This is a genomic window from Guyparkeria sp., from assembly GCF_041687595.1.
In the GTDB taxonomy this organism is placed as follows: domain Bacteria; phylum Pseudomonadota; class Gammaproteobacteria; order Halothiobacillales; family Halothiobacillaceae; genus Guyparkeria.
Genome location: NZ_JAWLBP010000024.1, coordinates 1 through 18,260, shown reverse-complemented (window position 1 = coordinate 18,260; position 18,260 = coordinate 1). Strand labels below are relative to the sequence as shown.

18 protein-coding genes and 1 tRNA gene are annotated in these 18,260 nt (G+C 68.0%); 14 read left to right on the top strand and 5 right to left on the bottom strand.

The genetic code is table 11. The features are described 5' to 3' along the window. The first annotated feature begins 102 nt into the window (after positions 1 to 102). Positions 103 to 1,200, top strand: a complete 1,098-nt coding sequence (gene tal, locus ACESL5_RS05460) for a transaldolase (RefSeq protein WP_372591773.1) — start codon at positions 103 to 105, stop codon at positions 1,198 to 1,200. 1 nt (position 1,201) lies between these two features. On the opposite strand, the gene ACESL5_RS05455 is transcribed toward tal, so the two are convergent. After that, positions 1,202 to 1,759: a redoxin domain-containing protein gene (locus ACESL5_RS05455; protein WP_372591772.1), complete on the bottom strand. Its 558-nt coding sequence runs from the start codon at positions 1,757 to 1,759 to the stop codon at positions 1,202 to 1,204. A gap of 131 nt (positions 1,760 to 1,890) precedes the next feature. Between ACESL5_RS05455 and coaBC the strand changes: the two genes are divergently transcribed. The 3 genes from coaBC to argB are packed head-to-tail and all read left to right on the top strand — an operon-like array spanning position 1,891 to position 4,474. After that, positions 1,891 to 3,084, top strand: a complete 1,194-nt coding sequence (coaBC, locus tag ACESL5_RS05450; RefSeq protein WP_372591771.1) for a bifunctional phosphopantothenoylcysteine decarboxylase/phosphopantothenate--cysteine ligase CoaBC — start codon at positions 1,891 to 1,893, stop codon at positions 3,082 to 3,084. A gap of 4 nt (positions 3,085 to 3,088) precedes the next feature. After that, positions 3,089 to 3,544 carry a dUTP diphosphatase gene (gene dut, locus ACESL5_RS05445; RefSeq protein ID WP_372591770.1) on the top strand — a complete coding sequence of 152 codons (456 nt, stop codon included), beginning with the start codon at positions 3,089 to 3,091 and terminating at the stop codon, positions 3,542 to 3,544. 42 nt (positions 3,545 to 3,586) lie between these two features. After that, positions 3,587 to 4,474, top strand: coding sequence for an acetylglutamate kinase (argB, locus tag ACESL5_RS05440; RefSeq protein WP_372591769.1), 888 nt, complete (start codon positions 3,587 to 3,589; stop codon positions 4,472 to 4,474). 10 nt (positions 4,475 to 4,484) lie between these two features. On the opposite strand, the gene ACESL5_RS05435 is transcribed toward argB, so the two are convergent. From ACESL5_RS05435 to ACESL5_RS05420, 4 genes are all read right to left on the bottom strand, one after another. After that, positions 4,485 to 5,060 (bottom strand): DUF4124 domain-containing protein, encoded by a 576-nt coding sequence (locus ACESL5_RS05435; protein WP_372591768.1) that lies wholly within the window; start codon positions 5,058 to 5,060, stop codon positions 4,485 to 4,487. Between the two features lie 149 nt (positions 5,061 to 5,209). Continuing rightward, entirely contained in the window at positions 5,210 to 6,457 is a 1,248-nt protein-coding gene (locus tag ACESL5_RS05430; RefSeq protein WP_372591767.1) for an MFS transporter, read from the bottom strand. A 132-nt stretch (positions 6,458 to 6,589) separates the two neighbouring features. Continuing rightward, complete coding sequence (locus ACESL5_RS05425; RefSeq protein WP_372591766.1) at positions 6,590 to 7,072, bottom strand: rhodanese-like domain-containing protein; 483 nt, start codon at positions 7,070 to 7,072, stop codon at positions 6,590 to 6,592. A 65-nt stretch (positions 7,073 to 7,137) separates the two neighbouring features. Beyond that, positions 7,138 to 7,863, bottom strand: coding sequence for an MBL fold metallo-hydrolase (locus ACESL5_RS05420; RefSeq protein WP_372591765.1), 726 nt, complete (start codon positions 7,861 to 7,863; stop codon positions 7,138 to 7,140). A 147-nt stretch (positions 7,864 to 8,010) separates the two neighbouring features. Here ACESL5_RS05420 and ACESL5_RS05415 point away from each other — a divergent pair, with 147 nt between their 5' ends. The 10 genes from ACESL5_RS05415 to ACESL5_RS05370 all read left to right on the top strand — a co-directional run. Continuing rightward, positions 8,011 to 8,703, top strand: a complete 693-nt coding sequence (locus ACESL5_RS05415) for an ArsR/SmtB family transcription factor (RefSeq protein WP_372591764.1) — start codon at positions 8,011 to 8,013, stop codon at positions 8,701 to 8,703. Then, positions 8,700 to 9,662 carry an AAA family ATPase gene (locus tag ACESL5_RS05410; protein ID WP_372591763.1) on the top strand — a complete coding sequence of 321 codons (963 nt, stop codon included), beginning with the start codon at positions 8,700 to 8,702 and terminating at the stop codon, positions 9,660 to 9,662. The genes ACESL5_RS05415 and ACESL5_RS05410 overlap by 4 nt, the downstream gene beginning before the upstream one ends. After that, positions 9,659 to 10,699: a DUF58 domain-containing protein gene (locus ACESL5_RS05405; RefSeq protein ID WP_372591762.1), complete on the top strand. Its 1,041-nt coding sequence runs from the start codon at positions 9,659 to 9,661 to the stop codon at positions 10,697 to 10,699. Before ACESL5_RS05410 ends, ACESL5_RS05405 begins: the two co-directional genes overlap by 4 nt. After that, the gene (locus tag ACESL5_RS05400; RefSeq protein WP_372591761.1) at positions 10,696 to 11,214 is read left to right on the top strand and encodes a hypothetical protein; all 519 of its coding nucleotides are present in this window, start codon (positions 10,696 to 10,698) and stop codon (positions 11,212 to 11,214) included. The genes ACESL5_RS05405 and ACESL5_RS05400 overlap by 4 nt, the downstream gene beginning before the upstream one ends. Beyond that, entirely contained in the window at positions 11,211 to 12,167 is a 957-nt protein-coding gene (locus ACESL5_RS05395; protein ID WP_372591760.1) for a VWA domain-containing protein, read from the top strand. Before ACESL5_RS05400 ends, ACESL5_RS05395 begins: the two co-directional genes overlap by 4 nt. 7 nt (positions 12,168 to 12,174) lie before the next feature. Beyond that, a complete protein-coding gene (locus ACESL5_RS05390) occupies positions 12,175 to 14,013 on the top strand; it encodes a tetratricopeptide repeat protein (protein ID WP_372591759.1) in 1,839 nt (612 codons plus the stop codon). Further along, complete coding sequence (locus ACESL5_RS05385; protein ID WP_372591758.1) at positions 14,010 to 15,386, top strand: hypothetical protein; 1,377 nt, start codon at positions 14,010 to 14,012, stop codon at positions 15,384 to 15,386. Before ACESL5_RS05390 ends, ACESL5_RS05385 begins: the two co-directional genes overlap by 4 nt. A gap of 98 nt (positions 15,387 to 15,484) precedes the next feature. Further along, a complete protein-coding gene (locus tag ACESL5_RS05380; RefSeq protein WP_372591782.1) occupies positions 15,485 to 16,462 on the top strand; it encodes a polyprenyl synthetase family protein in 978 nt (325 codons plus the stop codon). Between the two features lie 23 nt (positions 16,463 to 16,485). Beyond that, a tRNA-Pro gene (locus ACESL5_RS05375) sits at positions 16,486 to 16,562 on the top strand. A 435-nt stretch (positions 16,563 to 16,997) separates the two neighbouring features. Then, a partial coding sequence (locus tag ACESL5_RS05370; RefSeq protein ID WP_372591757.1) for an ABC-F family ATP-binding cassette domain-containing protein occupies positions 16,998 to 18,260 on the top strand: 1,263 nt, incomplete at its 3' end.

Sequence of the window (18,260 nt, the reverse complement as noted above, 5' to 3'; positions counted from 1 at the left end):
CGTCTGCCGAAGGCCGGCGCGCCGGCGGCGTGATGGCAACGTCATGCGGAGTGTCTAAGCTGTGGGTAGAGCATTTTTTCTACTCCCAAGGAGGAATCCCGGATGACCGCTTCCGCTCTCAGTCGGCTGCACGAATCGCAGGGTCAGAGTCTCTGGCTGGACAACCTCTCGCGTGAGCTGCTCGAGGACGACGGCCTGCCGCGGCTGATCCGCGACTACGGCATCCGCGGCGTGACCTCCAACCCCACCATCTTCAAGAAGGCAGTCGTCGGCAGCGACTACTACACGGACGACATAGCCGCCTGCAAGCGGCAGTACGACCGGATCGAGTCGGTCTACGAGCACCTGGTGGTTACGGACATCCGCCGCGCCTGCGACATGCTTCGCCCGGTCTGGGAGCAGTCGCACGGCGAGGACGGCTGGGTTTCCTGGGAGGAGTCGCCGGGCATCGCCCACGATGCCGCCGAGTCGGTCCGTGCCGCGCACCACCTGCGCGAGCTGGTCGATCGTCCCAACGTGCTGATCAAGGTGCCCGGCACGGCCGAGGGCATCGAGGCCTTCGAGACGCTGATCTCCCAGGGAGTGAGCGTCAACGTCACCCTGCTCTTCTCGCTCGACCAGGTTCGCCGGGTGTTCGCGGCCTACCGGCGCGGGCTGGAGGCGCTGGAGGCCAGCGGCGGACGTCTCAACGAGGTGCGTGCCGTGGCCAGCCTGTTTCTCAGCCGGGTCGACACGCTGGTCGACCGGCAGCTCGACGAGATCGGCGGGGAACGGGCCGAATCGCTCAAGGGGCGCTCGGCCCTGGCCCTGGCCGGCATGACCTACGCACACTTCCGCGAGGTGTTCGAGGGCGAGGGGTTCGAGCGCTTCGAACAGCGGGGCGCCTTTCCGCAGACGCCACTCTGGGCCAGTACCGGCACCAAGAACCCGGCCTATTCCGACCTGCTCTACGTCGAGAACGTGATCGCGCCGCGGACGATCAATACCCTGCCCGACAAGACGCTGGAGGCGTTTGCCGATCACGGCAAGATCGCTTCGACCCTGAAGCCGCGGTACGACGAAGACCGTCGGGTCTGGGACGAGCTGGCCGATCTCGGCATCGACATGGACGGTGCGGTCCGCGACCAGCTGCTAGACGAGGGTGTCGAGCAGTTCCAGACCTCCTTCGACGAGCTGCTCGAGGCGATCGAACAGGCCTGAGTCAGTCGATGTTCCCGGCGCGGTTCATCCACCACATGCGCAGGCGTACACCCCAGGGGCTGGTCAGCCCGGTGGTCGAATGGGCCACCCGCCCGGTCTGGTCGAAGAACAGGAACGTGGGCGTGACGTTCACGCCCAGGCTGGCGGCGATTTGCCCGTCGGGGTCGTTGACCACCGGCAGCTTCTCGAGATCGTTTTCCCGCATGTGGTCACGCACGGTGGCCGCATCGCCCGATTGCATCGCGACGGTGATCACGCGGTGATCGTCGACCAGGTCGACCAGCCAGGGCATCTCGAGATCGCAGTAGCCGCACCAGGTGGCCCAGAACACCACCACCGTGGGCTCGTCGGCCGGACCGCCGATGGTCAGCTCCCGGTCGTCGAGGTCTTGTACCGCCATGCCGGGTATCTCGCCTTCCGGCAGGTCCGGTCCCAGCCAGGCCTGTACGGCGAGCAAGGCGGCGATGAACACCAGGGCCTCCAGTGGCCATCGCACCCAGCGGGGGAGGCGGCGCTTGGGCTTGACGGTCGTGTCATCGTCGTTCTGGTTGGTCGTCATCGCTGGTCTCGTTGTCAGATTGCATGTTGGCGCCACTGGGCAGGTGTTTTGCGTCCGGGAAATCGTGGGCGTGCTCCGAGGGCGCCTTCCTTTCACAGCGCCGGGCCGCCCGCGCTGGTAAACTGCGCCCAATGAATGTCACGTCAACCCAACCCGCGCGCATCCTTGTCGGCGTTTCCGGCGGCATCGCGGCCTACAAGGCCGTGGCGCTGGTCCGCCGCCTGGTCGAGGCCGGCTGCGAGGTGCGCGTGGTGATGACCGAGGCGGCGACCCGTTTCGTCACGCCGCTCTCCTTCCAGGCGGTCAGTGGCCACCCGGTGCGCACCACCCTGCTGGATGCCGAGGCCGAGTCGGGCATGGATCATATCGCGCTGGCCCGCTGGGCCAATGCCGTGGTGGTCGCCCCGGCGAGCGCGGACCTGATGGCCCGGCTGGCAAACGGGCTGGCCGACGATCTACTCACCACCCTTTGTCTCGCCACGAGCGCACCGGTTCACCTGGCACCGGCCATGAACCGGCAGATGTGGGCCCATCCGGCGACACAGGCCAATCGTGCCCGATTGGTCGAGCACGGCGTGACCCTGCTGGGACCGGCGGCTGGCGCCCAGGCCTGCGGCGAGACCGGCGAAGGCCGCATGCTCGAGCCCGAGGCCATCGTCGCGGCGTTGCTGGTCGGCGACAGGCAGGATCTGGCCGGACGGCATGTCGTGGTCACAGCCGGCGGGACCCGCGAGCCGATAGACCCGGTGCGCTTCATCGCCAACCGTTCCTCCGGGCGCATGGGTTTTGCACTGGCCGCAGAGGCGGTCCGACGGGGGGCGGCAGTCACGCTGATCGCCGGGCCCTCTGCCCTGCCCACGCCGACGGGCGTGGAGCGGGTCGACGTGGAAACCGCGCGGCAGATGCAGGCGGCCGTCGAATCCATCGCATCGATGGATATCTTCGTCGGCGCGGCGGCTGTGGCCGATTACCGCGTGGCCGCACCCGCGGATCGCAAGCTCAAGAAGAGCGGCGAGACCCTGAGCCTGGAGCTGGTACCCAACCCGGACATCATCCGGGAAGTGGCGTCGCGTACCGACCGGCCATTCGTGATCGGCTTCGCCGCGGAGACCGATCACCTGCGCGAGCATGCCGCCGCCAAGCGCGAGGCCAAGGGCATGGACCTGATCTGTGCCAACGAGGTGGGCGCCGACAAGGGTTTCGATCGGCCGGACAATGCCCTGCTGCTCCTGTGGGGCGACGGGGAGCGCGAACTGCCGCAGGCCGACAAGCGCCATCTCGCCGGCGAGATATTCGACACCTATCACCAGATCACACAGGATTGAGACGATGCATCGAGTTGAGGTCAAATGGATCGACCCCCGGCTGGGCAACGAGATTCCACGGCCGGACTACGCCACCGACGGCTCGGCAGGCCTCGACCTGCGTGCCTGCCTGGACGAGCCGCTGACGCTCGCGCCCGGCCAGACCGAGCTGGTGCCCACCGGCATGGCGATCCACCTGGGTGACCCGGAGCTCGCGGCGATGATCCTGCCGCGCTCGGGGCTGGGTCACAAGCACGGCATCGTGCTGGGCAACCTGGTGGGGCTGATCGACTCGGACTACCAGGGCCAGCTGTTCGTCTCGATGTGGAACCGCGGCGAGAGCGTGTTCACCGTCGATGTCGGCGAGCGCATCGCCCAGCTGGTGGTCGTGCCGGTGGTGCAGGTGGCCTTCGAGGCGGTCGACGAGTTCACCGCCACCGAGCGTGGTACCGGCGGCTTCGGTCATACCGGCCGAGGCTGAACCGACCGATCGTTTCCCATCGAGAAGACAAGAGATTCCGACATGTCCCGATTCGACCCTGCACTGACCGCCGACGTGCTGATGGAGGCGCTGCCCTACATCCAGCGCCTGTTCGACAAGACCGTGGTGATCAAGTTTGGCGGCAATGCCATGGTGGACGAGGACCTCAAGGACGCCTTCGCCCGCAACATCGTGCTCCTGAAGCAGGTGGGCCTGAACCCGGTCGTCGTCCACGGCGGCGGGCCGCAGATCAACGAGGTGCTGAAGAAGCTCGGCAAACAGGGCGAGTTCATCGAGGGCATGCGGGTGACCGACCGCGAGACCATGGACGTGGTCCAGATGGTGCTCGGCGGGCTGGTCAACAAGGACATCGTCGCCCTGATCAACCGCCACGGCGGCCGGGCCGTGGGCCTGACCGGGCGGGATGCCGGCCTGGTTCGCGCGCGCAAGCTCAAGGTCACGCGCAAGAACCCCGAGTTCGACGAACCGGAGATCATCGATATCGGCCACGTCGGCGAGGTGGCTTCGATCGATGCGGGGATCCTGCGAACCCTGGACGCCTCCGACGTGATCCCGGTGATCGCGCCGATCGGCGTGGGCGAGGACGGCGAGGCCTACAACATCAACGCCGACGTGGTGGCCAGCAAGGTCGCCCAGGTGCTCGAGGCGGAGAAGCTGCTGCTGCTGACCAACACGCCGGGCGTGCTGGACAAGCAGGGCGAGTTGCTCACCGGCCTGACGGCGGACGACGTCGAGCACCTGATCGAGGACGGCACCATCCATGGCGGGATGCTGCCTAAGATCAATTTCGCCCTGGATGCCGTGCGCGGCGGGGTGAAGACCGTACAGATCATCGATGGTCGGGTGCCGCACGCCGTGCTGCTGGAACTGCTCACGGACCAGGGGGTCGGCACGCTCATCCGGAGCTGATGTTCCCGGCTCAGCCGTTGGAGCTGAGTTCCCGGAATCGCTGGATGTCCTGCTCGAAGCGCCCCTCGACTTCCTGCCGCTCGGCCCGGGCGGCCTCCAGCGAGGCTTTCAGGCTTTCGAGATCGCGGGCATAGCTGTCGTCGCTGGGACTGTTGCGGGCCTTGTCTTCCATCCGTGCCGTCGACGATTCGAGTCGGCGGATGCGTGCGTCGAGGCGTTCGAGCCGGGCATCGCGGGCCTGCTCGATGTCCTCGATGCTGCCATAAAGAGCCAGCAGCACCTGGTTGTGCTTGCGCTCGGCGGCCTCGGCCAGGCGGGCCTCCTCTTCGGCCCGGCGCTGCGCCTCTTCGCGCGCCTTCTCCTCGGCGGTCTTGCGCGGGGCTACCTCGCGGATGATCTGCCCCGTGCTCGAGTCGATCACCCTGTAGCCGTTGGCCGCTGCCGCGGATGGCAGGGTATCGCTGAACTGGAGCTGGCCGTTGTCGTCGACCCAGCGATAGGTGGCGGCGTTCGCCGCCTGGGCAGCGAGCAGCGGCAGGGCGATGGCAATGACGCCGGCAAGTGCCTGTCGGTGGCGCATCTGCATGAGTTTTCTCCCAGTGTCCATATCGTGACGATCGGGGTGTGCCCGGTGGTCAACTGTTGACATCACGTCACGGTTGAACCGTGTTTCTTGTTGTGTCACTGGGACTTACTGCAAGCATGGTGCCAATTCTGGTGAGATGCGCCTGCCGTTCAGTGGCTCGCCCGCGATTCGAGTCCGATAGCGACCCAGAGTCCCGACAGCAGCATGGCGATGCCGACGAACCAGAACCCGGCCTCGATGCCGCCGGTCAGCGAGGCGATCAGCCCCAGTGCCAGTGCGCCGACTGCGTAGCCGAAGTCGCGCCAGAAGCGATAGACACCCAGCACGCCGGCGCGCTCGACTGGTTCGCAGTGATCCGCCACTGCCGCTCCCAGGGTGGGATAGAGCATTGCCATGCCCACGCCGGTGATCGCCAGTGCCAGTCCCCAGACCCATGCCGAGTGCGATAGCACGACCGCGACGATGCCGGCCCCGCAGAGCCACATGCCCCAGGCGATCAGGCCACGGCGGCCAAGCCGGTCGGAGGCCGGCCCGGTGATCAGTTGTCCCGCACCCCAGACCACGCCATAGATGCCCACCAGGAAACCGGCCGTGACCAGGTCCGCCCCGCGGGCGACCAGCAGGATCGGCACGAACAGCCAGATGATGGCATCGGTGAACTTCTCCACCAGCCCGGCCTGGTTGACGGCGAGCAGGCTGCGGTTGCCCCAGGTGGCGTGCAGGAAGAAGCCGAATCCGCTCAGGGGCGACGGTTTGCCGCCGGGCTTGGATTTCTGCTGGGCGTGGGCCCAGGGCAGGGTGTCACGCGCACTCCAGATGGCCAGTGCCAAGGCGACCAAAATCACGGTAGAACCGAACCAGAACAGCCCCTCCCGGGCGCCAATCTGCTCGGCGACGATGGCGGCCAGATAGCCGGCCACCGCGACCCCGGCGTAGCCGGCGAACTCGTTGGCGCCGTTGACCAGCCCACGCTGGTGGGCGTGGGTAATGTCGAGCTTGCTGTTGAGCGCCATCGACCACGCCAGCCCCTGGTTGATGCCCAGGAAGACCGTGGCCAGTAGCACCCAGCTCCAGGAATCGGCGATCAGCAGCAGGAACGGCACCGGAATGGCGAACAGCCAGCCGGCCACCAGCACGCGCTTGCGCCCGTAACGGTCGGAAAGCCGACCAGCGAGCAGGTTGAGCGTGGCCTTGATCACGCCGAATATCACCACGAAGCTCGCCAACGTGGTGAATGCGCCCGCGGCCAGACCGAAGTCCGATTCCGATAGCACCGGCAGCACCGTGCGAGTCATGCCTACCAGGGCGCCGACAAAGAACACCTGCAGCAGAAACTGGACGAACTGGCCGCGGTTGGCGGCAATGCCGTGAGTGAGATCCCGGTGAGTGATATCCATGGGTTACCTCATGCCCCTTGCGGGTGACTTGGTTCCGTCTGTGGGTTTTACACGCCTTGCCGGATTCGGCCCGGTCGAGCGGGCCGAATCGGGCAAGACGCCCCGCGCCTTGGCGGGGCGTGGTGGGACGAGTTACTCGGTCGCTTCGGGAGCCGCTTCGTCGTCTGCCTCCTGGGCCCGGGCGTTCGCCTCGAAGCCGCCGGCCTCCTTGAAGCCGGTAAAGCCGCCCTGGAGGATGCGGACGTTGTCCATCCCCGTCAGGCGCAGCATCAGGCCGGCCTGTGCCGAAAGCGTGCCGGTATTGCAGTAGACCAGCACCTGCTCGTCGGTCGGCAACTCGTCGCGGCGCTCCAGGATCTGCCGCCACTCGATGTTGATCGCGCCGGGGATGTGGTCCTCGGCGTACTGACCGGCATCGCGGGTATCGACGATGGTGATGTTCTCCCACTGATCCGCCGGAATCTGCTCCGGGCGGATGGTCGCGCCGTGGTATTCCTGGAACATCACGTAGCCCTCCATGGCATCGATCAGCTCCTCGTTCTCCGCCATCGCCGGGCCGGCGGTGAGGGCCAGTGCCACGATCGGCGCGGCAAACAGGGTCTTGAGATTCTTCATGTGTAGGCTCCTCATATGCCGCAGGTGTGCGGTTTTCATGGCGCTTGCTGCTCGGGGGGCCGAGTTCAGTTGCCGGTGTTGAAGGTGTAGAACGTCTCGATTTCCTCGACGGGCGGCAGCTCGATCGAGGCGATGGTCTCGACGAAATTGCCGCGCTCGCGGATCAGGCCGTTGTTGTGGCGCTTCTCGAAGCCCAGCGTGGACATCGGCTTGCCGCTGATGCCGCCACCGCAGACACTGCCGGCCTGCGCGCCGGCCAGGATCTCGATGTGATCCGGCAGGGAGAGGATCGGGCCGTACAGCGAGTCGTAGAGCTTTTCCGCCATCTCGCGTTCGCGACCATGCAGGTCGGGGCGCCCGACGCCGCCCGGGAACAGGGTGTGGCCGGTGATCAGGAACCACGGCTCGTCGGTGCGCGAGTGGTCGGTTACCAGGAGGCAGATGCTGTCGTCGGTATGCCCCGGTGTGTGCAGCACCTGGGCGCTGACGTTGCCCAGTTCCAGGTGCTCGCCGTGCGCCACGCCGCGGAACGGGTGCTTCACCGGCGCGGATTCATGCAGCACGTATTCTGCGCCGGTGCGCCTGGCCAGCTCCGGGCCGCCCGTCTTGTGATCCGCATGGACGTGGGTGTCGACCACGAAGCAGATGTCCACGCCTTTTTCCTCGGCCATTTCGACAAAGCGGTCGACATCGTCGAGATGCACGTCGACGGCCATGGCCCGGCCCTTGCCAGTGCAGCCGAAGAGATAAGCCAGTGAGCTGAACTCGCAGGGGTGTTGGATCAGGAACATCTCGGCCCTCCTTTCTGTGCTTGCGGCGTCATTCAATAATTCAATTGAATGTGTGTCAAGTGTTCGGTTCGAAGAGCCGGCGGCGCTTGTGGCAAATTCAATTGAGTGGTTGAATAATCGACCAGAGAAATCGACAAGAGGGTTTCCGTGTCCTTCAAGCAACAGTTGAACGACCAGTTCGCCCGACTGGGCAAGGTGCTTTCGAACGGGCGCCGGCTGGAGCTGCTCGAGCACCTGGCGCAGGGCGAGCGTTCGGTGGACGCTTTGGCGCGCGTCGCCGGCCTGTCGGTGGCCAACACCTCCCAGCATTTGCAACGCATGCAGCAGGCCGGGCTGGTGGTCGCCCGTCGTGAGGGCAAGCAGGTGATCTATTCCATCGCGGAGGATGACGTGGTCGAGTTGCTGGACGTGTTCCGTCGCGTCGGCGAGCGACACCTCGCCGAGGTGCGCCAGATGGTCGATGCCCACCTTCACGACAAGGACGCGCTCGAGCCGGTTTCCGCCGAGGAGCTGGTGGAGCGATGCCGCAAGGGGTTGGTGACGCTGATCGACGTGCGCCCCGAGGAAGAGTACGAGGCGGGTCACATTCCTGGTGCGATGAACGTCACGATCGAGGACCTCGAGCGACGCATGGCCGAGCTCGATCCCGAGCGTGAGGTGATCGCCTATTGTCGCGGCCCCTACTGCACCTTCTCCTTCGAGGCCGTTGCGCGACTGCGCGAGGCCGGATTCCGCACCCGCCGGCTTGAACCGGGCTTCCCCGAATGGAAGCTAGCGGGCCTGCCGATCAGCACCGACGACACCGAAACCGAACCGCAGAAAAGTCGAGTCGAGCCATGAGCGAACAGATGCCCATCCAGGATCTCCGCGCCCACCTGGGCCACTACATCGTCGGGCAGACCGAGCTGGTCGATCGCCTGCTCATCGGCCTGCTTACCGGCGGCCATTTGCTGGTCGAAGGCCTGCCGGGGCTGGCCAAGACCACCGCGATCAAGGCGCTGGCCGAGGGCGTACATGCCAATTTCAAGCGCATCCAGTTCACCCCCGACCTGCTGCCCGCGGATCTGCTCGGCAACGAGGTCTACCACCCCGAGACCCGCGAGTTCACCTTCGAGCCGGGCCCGCTGTTCAACGAGATCGTGCTGGCCGACGAGATCAACCGCGCCCCGGCCAAGGTGCAGTCGGCGCTGCTCGAGGCGATGGCCGAGCGCCAGGTCACGGTCGCCGGCCACAGCCGCGACTTGCCCGAGCTGTTCCTGGTCATGGCCACGCAGAACCCGCTGGAGCAGTCGGGCACCTACCCGCTGCCCGAGGCGCAGATGGACCGCTTCATGCTGCACGTGTCGCTCGACTACCCCGAGCGCGAGGACGAGTACGACATCCTCAAGCGCACCCTGGACGGCACGCTCGGCAGCAACCCGGTGGGCGAGGCGAAGAACATCACCGTCGACCAGGTGCTCGCCGCGCGCGAGTCGGTGCGCCAGGTGCGTTGCGACGAGGCCCTGCAGCACTGGGTGGTCGACGTGGTCGCCGGCACGCGCCGGGTCGGCGAGCTCGCCCCCGACCTGGCCGACCAGGTGCTGGTCGGTGCCTCGCCGCGTGGCGCGCTGGCGTGGGTGCAGGCCGCTCGGGCGGCCGCCTACTTGGAGGGGCGTGACTACATCGTCCCCGATGACCTGATCAAGCTCGCGACCGACGCCCTGCGTCACCGCATCATCCTCGGCCCGCGCGCAATGGTCAGCGGCCTGACCCGCGACGCGGTGATCGACCGCCTGCTCGAGCTGATCCCGGCACCGTGAGCCCCACCGTGACTCAGGGGCTGATCGGCCGGGCGACGGCCGCCCTGTGGGGCGTGATCGGCCGTAGGCAGCCGCGCGATCAGGCGCCCGCCCCGCGGGTTGGCGTCGCCCCGTCGGCCGAGGAGATCGCCGTTGCCTGGGCGGGCGGGGAGCGGCTGCCCGCCTTGGTGCAGGAAAGCTTTCCCACGGCCACCCGCCTGTCCGGTGACCAGCTCGCGCGCCGGCTGGGCGAGGGGCTGGATTTCGAACAACTGCGGGCCTACCAGCCGGGCGAGCCCGCCGCGCGTATCGATTGGCGCATCTCGGCACGGGCCAACGAGCCGGTGGTGCGCGTGCACCGTGAGCCGGCCCAGCGCCAGGCCCACCTGGTGGTCGACTGCGGCGCTGCGATGCGCTTCGGTACCCGTCGGCGGCTCAAGCTCACCCAGGCTCTGCTCGCCGCCCACGCCTTCGCCGCCGGTGCGCTGCGGCAGAATCTGGCCGTCGAGATCCATGGCATCGGCGAGCAACTCTGCCCAGGGCACCATGCCGCCGGGCCGGTGACCGGTCAGGGGGCGATCCTGCAGCGCCTCGCCGAACTGGCCGAGGCGGCCGGCGAGACCTGCGAGGAGGCCCAACCGGTCGACTGGCCGGGTCTGCGCCAACGCCTGTTGCAGCGCCTGCCCGCCGGCTCGGTGGTCATGGTGTTCTCCGATTGCCTGTCCGATACCGGCCCCGGCCGGGTCATCGACTGGGCACCGCTGGCCGCCTCCCATCACCTGATCTTCGTCTCGGTGGCCGACCGGGTCGAGCTCGATATGCCCGACCTGGGACTGGTCGCGTTCGAGGCGGGCAATCGGGCGCGCTGGCTGGATACCGGCAATCGCCGCTGGCGCGAGGCATTCGCCAGCCGTCAGCATGAACGCCTGGAGGCCTGGCGACAGTCGGCCGAGGCACTGGGTGCGGCCTTCCTGGCGTTGCCCGCGGAGGCCGAACCGGCCGAGTGGCTTGCCGAGGCCCCGGTAGCCCTGGCGCGCGCCGCGGGGTCTGCGGCATGAGTGAAGGTTACCGTGATTGGGAGCATCCCGACGGCGGCCTGCCGGCGCAGGCGCCCGAGGGACTGGTCGACATCTACTCCGCGCCCTGGCTGGTGCAACGTGCCGGTGACGCAGCGGCACCCGCCGACGAGGGCTCGCTGGCGTGGCTGGCGGGCGTGGCCATCGTGCTGCTGTTGCTGGCCGGCTGGTGGCTCTGGCGCCACCGGGGTGATCTGCGATTGTGGTGGGACCTGTGGCGGCTGGAGCGCCAATCGGCGCGCGTCGGCGATGCGGCCGGACGGCGCGTGTTGCAGGACGAGGTGATCCGGGCGATTGGCCGCTGGCAGCATGGCGGCCGGGCCCCGTGGCGCGAGCGGCTGGCCGAGCCGTGGTCCGGCTGGGTGCGTGAGATTGATCACGCCCGCTTCGGTCGACACCCGGGGCATTCGGGGCAGGAATCCGATCCGTGGCGGACGTCGGTCGTCGAACGGCTGCGCGCGATGCGCCGCGCGGTCTGGCGGAGGGGCTCGCCATGATCGGCTTCGATTCGCCCTGGGTGCTGTTGCTGTTGGCCGCCCTGCCCCTGGTCTATCCCGTCTGGGCGCGCCGGGTGCGTGATCGCGCGCCTTCGCGCCTGTTGCGCCACCCGGCGCTGGGGCGCGACCCGGCCGAGGGTGGCCCACGGGGCGGGCAGCGCTGGCTGCTGGCCCTGCTTCTGCTCGCGTTGGCCAGCCTGGTCATCGCGCTGGCCCGCCCGGTCTGGGTGGGCGAGTCGGTGCAGGTCGATGAGCCGGCCCGGTCGATCGTGCTGCTGGTGGACGCCAGCCCCAGCATGTCGACCCGCGATTTCCGCGACGCCGAGGATCAGCCGGTCTCGCGCATGGGCGTGATGCGCGAGGCATTGGACGAATTCATCACCGCCCACCCGCGCGACCGATTTTCCCTGATGGTGGTGACCGACTCGGCCGGCACGCTGGTGCCCGAGACCGACGATCACGGCGCGCTGCGTTTCTGGATCGAGCAGCTCGAACCGGGTCTCGACGGCAGTGCTACCGCTCTGGGCGATGGTCTGGCCGTGGCGATGGAATCGATCGCCGAGCGCCGTGAGCGTGGCGAGGCGCCACCGCAGTTGCTGGTCTGGACCGACGGGGTCAATACCGGCGGCGAGATGAGCCCGGCCGAGGCGCTGACGCTGGCGCGGGCCGAGAACATCGAGCTGTTCACCATCAATCTCGCCCCCGGCGATGCCGGCCCGGCGAGTGGTGAGCCGACGCTCGAGGATCTGGCACGACTCTCCGGTGGCGAGGCGATTGCCGCCGGCGATCGCGAGGCCCTGCTGTCGGTCACCGACGTCATCGAGCGGCACGAGCCCAAGGCAGATGCCCAGGACACCCGCCGTGAACGCCACGCCCTGATCGTCTGGTTCCTCGCGCTGGGGCTTGCCGTGCTGCTCGTCGCCCAGTTCCTGAAAGTCCGGCTGACGGCCTGAGGTGCGAATGGACGATTCCCGCTACAGCCTGATCGACCTCTGGCACCTGTTGCTCGGTGCCGAGATCTGGCCCGTGCTGGCCAGGCCGGAGGCGCTCTGGCTGCTGGTCATGCCGGTGGCGCTGGCGTTGTGGCGTCGACAGCGGCGTGCTCGGCTGGATGCCTACGCCGACCCGGAACTGCACGACTGGGCCTTTGCCGGCACGACCACCGGGGGGCGTCGACGTAAGGGCGCCACCTTGGCCGCTCGTCTCTTGTGGGTGCTGTTCTGGCTGTTTGCCGTCCTGGCGCTGGCCGACCCGCGCGTGGCGCAGGATCGCGAATCGCAGGAGGAGGCCCGGGCCCCGTTGCTGTTCGTGGTCGAGGGCACCGCCACCATGACCGGCCGGGATGTCGAGCCCGACCGGATCGAGCGCGCGGTGATGCTGATCGAGTTGCTGGCCGAGTCGCAGTCGGGTCGGCCCATGGGCCTGTTGCGCTCGGTGGACACCGCCGGGGTGATGCTGCCGCCGGGACCGGATGCCAACCTGCTCGAGTTCTACGCCGGTCATCTCCCCGGCCTGGTGGATGATCGCCTGGTCGCGCGTCCGGATCGGGCCTTCTCCCTGGCCGCCGACATGCAGGCGCTGGAGGGCGGGGCGGTGATCTGGCTAACTTCGGCCGATGGCCGGCAATTCGCCGGCGAGCGCGGCAGCCTCGTCCTGGCGGCCGCCGAGGGTCTGGCCGAGCGTGGCATTCCGATTTTCGCGCTTAGCATGGCGCGCGAGCGCACGCCGTTGTTCAAGGATGGCCAGCCGCGCCGCAATGACGACAACGAGGTGATCGTCTCCGAGCCCGCCTTCGAGCGCGTCGCCGAACTGGCCGAGCTTGCCGGTGGCGAGGCGCGGCGGACCGGCGTGTTGCAGGACGACGTCGCCTTCCTGCGCGAGCGTATCGACGCCCTGCCCGCGCCTGGCCGCTCGGCCGAGACCGTCGAGGGGTATCGCTCGCTGGCGGTGCTGGCCCTGTGGGTGGCGATGGTCGCGTTGATCATCCACCTGGTGCTCGAGTGGGGCGCGACGTCCGGACGGGGGCGTGGCTGGCGGTTCGGGCTGGTGGTGCTGTTCGCCGTGGTCACCCCGGTGGTGTTCACGGTCGCCGGGGCCTCCCCGCTGATCGACGAGCCGGAGCGTGAGGTCCATCTGGAGCAAGCCTGGCAGGCGTTCGAGGCCGGCGAGTTCGCCCGTGCGCAAAGCGAGTTCGATCGCGTGGCGGGATTCAACGCCCGTCTGGGCAGCGGGCTGGCGGCTTTTCGTCGGGCCGACTACCCGCACGCCGTCGAGCGCCTGCAGGCGGCGTCCTGGTTGGCCGAAACCGATCAGCAGCGGTTGCTGGCGCTGTTCAATCTGGGCAACGCCCTGACGCTCGCCCGTCGTTATGGTGGGGCGGTGGATGCCTTCGAGGCCGCGCTGATGATCGATCCGGAGCATGACGATGCCCGTACCAATCGGGATCTGGTCGAGGCGTTGCGCGGCGGAGCGCAGGAAGAATCCCTCGAGCCGACGCCGGAATTCCAGGGTTACGAATCGACCCTGCGCCGCGAGATCGTCGAGGACGACGGTGCCGAAATGGCCGAGGAAATGCTGGAAAGCGAGGGCAGCGGCCAGGGCGGCGCGGTGGCCGAGCAGGGCCCGGCTGACGGCGAGGCGTTCGCGCTCGACGAGGGGCTGCTGGGTGGCGCGCGCAAGAAGCTAGAGCGTATCGAGGATCGTCCTGTCCCGCCGATTGACGGCCTGCTCCGCCAGCAGCCCTACAAGTCGGCGGTCCGTCAGGGGCTGGCCGGTGACGAGACGGAGCCAGGGCAATGAGCGGAATGCGAGTCGCACGCCGATTCTCGGCATCATTGCTGGCGGTCCTGCTCGCCTTAGGTGGGTCGCTGCCGGCCATCGCGGACATACCGCGACCGGATCGCGATGGAGAACGGGGTGGTTTTGCCGAGCGGGTGGAGCTGGGGCCGATCGAACCCCTCCCGGCGATCACCGAGCCGGTCAGCCGGGAAGGGGCAGGGCGCCCGCCGCGCGGGGTGATCGTCGAGACCGAGGTGACCGCGATGGATCCCGTTCAGCGCGAGACCTTCCTGGTCACGCAGACGATCCTCGACCCGGCCCGGCAGTTGCGCGGCGTGGAGGTGCATCGCCCGGAGGGGCGGGGCGTCGACACGCAGGTGCTGGGTGTCACCCAGGACACTGTCGAGATCGACGGGCGGCGCGTGGTCCGGCGTCACTACCGCTGGGCCGTGCAGGCGCTGCGCGGCGGCGAGGTGACGCTCGAGTTCCAGCGCATCGATTTCGACGTGGTCGGGCGTGCCCAGAGCGAATTTGCCTGGGTGCCGGTCGCGCGGCGCTTGGCGGTCGAGCCGCTGCCTGCCCATCTGCCCGAATACCTGCCGGTCACCCCGGAGCTGGAATTGCGAGACACGCAGATCGGTGAGCTGGTTGCCGGCGAGCCGGGTGAGTGGCGCTTCGTGGTTGTCGGCGAGGGGCTGTCGGAGAAGGCGCTCGAGCAACTGCTGCGGGCGCAGCTGATCGCCCCGACGGGCCTGCGCATCGACGAGCCGTCGATTCGCCTGGCCCCCGACCAGGCGCGGGCGGAGTCGATGGGAGCGTTGGCCGATGCCTGGGAGGTGCGGTTCTCGATCCTGCCGGCGGTCACGGGCGGGGGCGATGGTGCCCGCGAGGCCCGCCTGCCGGCAGTCGATCTGCCCTACATCGACCCGACGGTCGACAAGCCGGGAACGGCGATTGATTACGCCCGCAGCGAGGCCCAAACGGTCCGTTGGCAGGCCGAGCCGGCCGAGCAGCGGCTCGATGCCATCCGTGCAGCCCTTCCCTGGGTGCTCGCCGGCCTCGCTGGCCTTGTGCTGCTGGGGCTGATCGCCCGGGCGGGATTCCGGTGGTGGAGTGCCCGTCGCGACTGGCGTCGTGCCCAGCAGGAATTGCGGTCGGCCGCGGGTCCGCAGGCCTTGCGTGAGCGGTTGAGCCGCGTGCTTGCCGGCTTGCCGCAGCCGATGGTGAGCCCGGTGCGCTCGGCGTTGCTGGCGCGCGGGGCGCCAACGGAGTGGCTGGAGGCGCGCTCGACCCTCGAGCACCTGCGATTTGCCGGTGACGGGGCCGACGAGGATACATTCCGGGCGTCGCGCGAGACCCTGGCCCGGTCGCTTCCCGCTGGGTGGTTCCGCTAGGTTCCCTAGTCGCCTATCGGGCCTTGGTGTAAGGTTGGCGACGGCCTGCCGCCCGGGTTTGGCGTCCCACCATGGAGCGAACGAGCGAAACGATGAGCATGCAGTTGAACGAGATCCGTGCATTGACGTCCAGTGACATGCAGGCCGTCGACCGCGTGATCATGGACCGGCTCGGCTCTGACGTCGCCCTGATCAACCAGCTCGGCAGCTACATCGTCCATTCCGGTGGCAAGCGTTTCCGGCCGTTGCTGCACATGCTCGCCAGTCGCGCCCTGCAGGGCGCGGACAGCGATCTGGCCGACTCGGCGCAGATGGCGGCCGTGGTGGAGTTCATCCACACTGCCACCCTGCTGCACGACGACGTGGTCGACGAGTCCACCCTCCGTCGCGGCTGGGATACCGCCAATGCGCGGTTCGGCAATGCCGCCTCGGTGCTCACCGGCGACTTCCTCTACTCGCGCGCTTTCCAGATGATGGTGGAACTCGGCCGCCCGCGGGTGATGGATATCCTGGCCACGGCGACCAACCGCATCGCCGAGGGCGAGGTGATGCAGCTGATGAATATCGGTGATGCCGCCGTCTCCGAGGCGCGCTACATGGACGTGATCGGTCGCAAGACCGCGACGCTGTTCGAGGCCGCCTGCCGGCTGGCGGCGGTGCTCGACGGCCGGGACGAGGCGGTCGAGGATGCGTTGGGGGAGTATGGCTACCGGCTGGGAGTGGCCTTCCAGCTGATCGACGACGTGCTCGATTATCGCGGCGACGAGGCGCAGACCGGCAAGCACGTCGGCGACGATCTCGCCGAAGGTAAGCCCACACTGCCCCTGATCACTGCCATGGCACGGGCCGATGCGGCCGGCGCGGAGCTTGTCCGCGAGGCGATCGAGTCGCAGTCGGCCGCGCGCATCGACGAGGTGCTCAAGGTGGTTGAACAAACCGACGCACTCTCGTATACTTCTGCGCTCGCTGAACGCGAGGCCGAAAAGGCCAAGCAGGCGCTCACGGTTCTGCCGGAAAGCGTCTACTCCCGAGCGATGTCCGCCCTAGCGGACATCAGCGTTCAGCGCGACCACTGACGCCGAGTGCGTCGACGGTCTTTCGGAGTGTAGCTCAGCTTGGTAGAGCACTACGTTCGGGACGTAGGGGTCGTAGGTTCGAATCCTGCCACTCCGACCAAATTCCCCGGCCGGGGCCCCGTTTGGGGTCCCGGCCTTTTTGGTTTTGGGGTTCTGCTTGTTCACCACGGGCGGGTAGCTGCCCTGATCGAGCGGCGTGGTTCGTTTCGCACGCCAGCGTACGTTGGGCGACCAGTTCGAGCGGGTCGTCGGGCGTGCGAGCCCCTTTTCTTGCTTGCCCAAGCCAAGTTATGGCTGCGGGGGCGAAAAGAAGGGCACCCCGGTGCCTTGGCCCTTCGGGCCCGATCGCCGCGACAGGATGTCGCGTCGAACTGTGCCCGTCAGCGATTTTCCGCTCGCGAGGCAAGGCACAAGGGAAGCCCGACCTCCGTTGCCCCGCTGAGGCGCCTGAAGAGGGGTTCAAGCTCTCGGCGCCCCTTGCCATGCTTATTTCGGCGCCGCCAATGAACCGGCGTCGAACCCGATTGGAGACCACATGATCCAGTTGAAGTCCGTCTCCCTTCGTCGCGGCACGCAGTTGCTGCTCGAGGATGCCGATCTCACCCTGCTGCCCGGCCAGCGCATGGGCCTGGTGGGGCGCAACGGCACCGGCAAGTCCAGCCTGCTGGCGATGTTCGAGGGCGAGATCGCCCCGGATTCGGGCGACATCGAGTGGGCGGGCGGTCAGCGCATGGCCACCGTCGAGCAGGAGACCCCGGCACTGGAGACCTCGGCGGTCGACTACGTCCTCGACGGGGACGCCGACTACGCCCGGCTGAATGCCGCCCTGCTCGAGGCGGAGGCCGAGAACGACGGCATGCGCATGGCCGAGATCTACCCCGAGTTCGAGGCGATCGGCGGGTTCACCGCCCGGGCCCGCGCCGCGCGGCTGCTCGACGGGCTGGGCTTTGCCGCCGATTCCATCGACAACCCCGTCTCGAGCTTCTCCGGCGGCTGGCGGATGCGCCTGAACCTTGCCCGCGCCCTGATCGCGCCGTCCGACATCTTGCTGCTCGACGAGCCGACCAACCACCTCGATCTCGACGCGGTCTTCTGGCTGGCCGACTGGCTGGTCAACTACCCCGGCACCCTGATCGTGGTCTCGCACGACCGCGACTTTCTCGATCACGTCTGCACGCACATCGCCCATATCGAGAAGCAGAAGCTCAATCTCTACACCGGGCACTACAGCGACTTCGAGGCGATGCGTGCCGAGCGTCTGGCGCAGGACGCCGCGCTGGCCGACAAGATCAGCAAGGAGCGCGAACGCCTGCAGGTCTTCATCGACCGCTTTCGGGCCAAGGCGACCAAGGCGCGCGCCGCGCAGAGCCGGGTCAAGGCGCTCGAACGGCTGCCGACCATCGCCGCGAGTCACGCCGACCGCGACGATTTCTCCTTCTACTTCCCGACGCCCAAACGCGCCCCGGACCCGATGGTCACTCTCGAGGACGTCTCGATCGGCTACGACGGCACGCCGCTGATCGAAGATGTGTCCCTGCAGATCCGTGCCGGCGACCGCATCGGCGTGCTGGGCGCGAACGGTGCGGGCAAGACCACCCTGATCCGCGTCATCGCCGATGGCGGGCCGACCTGGCTGTCGGGGGACCGCTTCGTCGCCCCGGGTGTGCAGGTGGGTTACTACACCCAGCACCAGCTCGATCAGCTCGACCCGCGGGACACGCCGCTGATCGCGCTCGAACGGGTCGCCGGTGCGGCGGGCACGACCCAGAAATTGCGCGATTTTCTCGGCCGTTTCGGC

Excerpts from the sequence above, each read along its gene's own strand:
- dut (WP_372591770.1), top strand. The coding sequence starts at position 3,089 with ATGCATCGAGTTGAGGTCAAATGGATCGACCCCCGGCTGGGCAACGAG.
- argB (WP_372591769.1), top strand. The coding sequence starts at position 3,587 with ATGTCCCGATTCGACCCTGCACTGACCGCCGACGTGCTGATGGAGGCG.
- ACESL5_RS05435 (WP_372591768.1), bottom strand. The coding sequence starts at position 5,060 with ATGCAGATGCGCCACCGACAGGCACTTGCCGGCGTCATTGCCATCGCC.
- ACESL5_RS05420 (WP_372591765.1), bottom strand. The coding sequence starts at position 7,863 with ATGTTCCTGATCCAACACCCCTGCGAGTTCAGCTCACTGGCTTATCTC.
- ACESL5_RS05380 (WP_372591782.1), top strand. The coding sequence starts at position 15,485 with ATGCAGTTGAACGAGATCCGTGCATTGACGTCCAGTGACATGCAGGCC.
- ACESL5_RS05400 (WP_372591761.1), top strand. The coding sequence starts at position 10,696 with ATGAGTGAAGGTTACCGTGATTGGGAGCATCCCGACGGCGGCCTGCCG.
- coaBC (WP_372591771.1), top strand. The coding sequence starts at position 1,891 with ATGAATGTCACGTCAACCCAACCCGCGCGCATCCTTGTCGGCGTTTCC.
- ACESL5_RS05425 (WP_372591766.1), bottom strand. The coding sequence starts at position 7,072 with ATGAAGAATCTCAAGACCCTGTTTGCCGCGCCGATCGTGGCACTGGCC.
- ACESL5_RS05410 (WP_372591763.1), top strand. The coding sequence starts at position 8,700 with ATGAGCGAACAGATGCCCATCCAGGATCTCCGCGCCCACCTGGGCCAC.
- ACESL5_RS05390 (WP_372591759.1), top strand. The coding sequence starts at position 12,175 with ATGGACGATTCCCGCTACAGCCTGATCGACCTCTGGCACCTGTTGCTC.
- ACESL5_RS05430 (WP_372591767.1), bottom strand. The coding sequence starts at position 6,457 with ATGGATATCACTCACCGGGATCTCACTCACGGCATTGCCGCCAACCGC.
- ACESL5_RS05455 (WP_372591772.1), bottom strand. The coding sequence starts at position 1,759 with ATGACGACCAACCAGAACGACGATGACACGACCGTCAAGCCCAAGCGC.
- ACESL5_RS05395 (WP_372591760.1), top strand. The coding sequence starts at position 11,211 with ATGATCGGCTTCGATTCGCCCTGGGTGCTGTTGCTGTTGGCCGCCCTG.
- tal (WP_372591773.1), top strand. The coding sequence starts at position 103 with ATGACCGCTTCCGCTCTCAGTCGGCTGCACGAATCGCAGGGTCAGAGT.
- ACESL5_RS05385 (WP_372591758.1), top strand. The coding sequence starts at position 14,010 with ATGAGCGGAATGCGAGTCGCACGCCGATTCTCGGCATCATTGCTGGCG.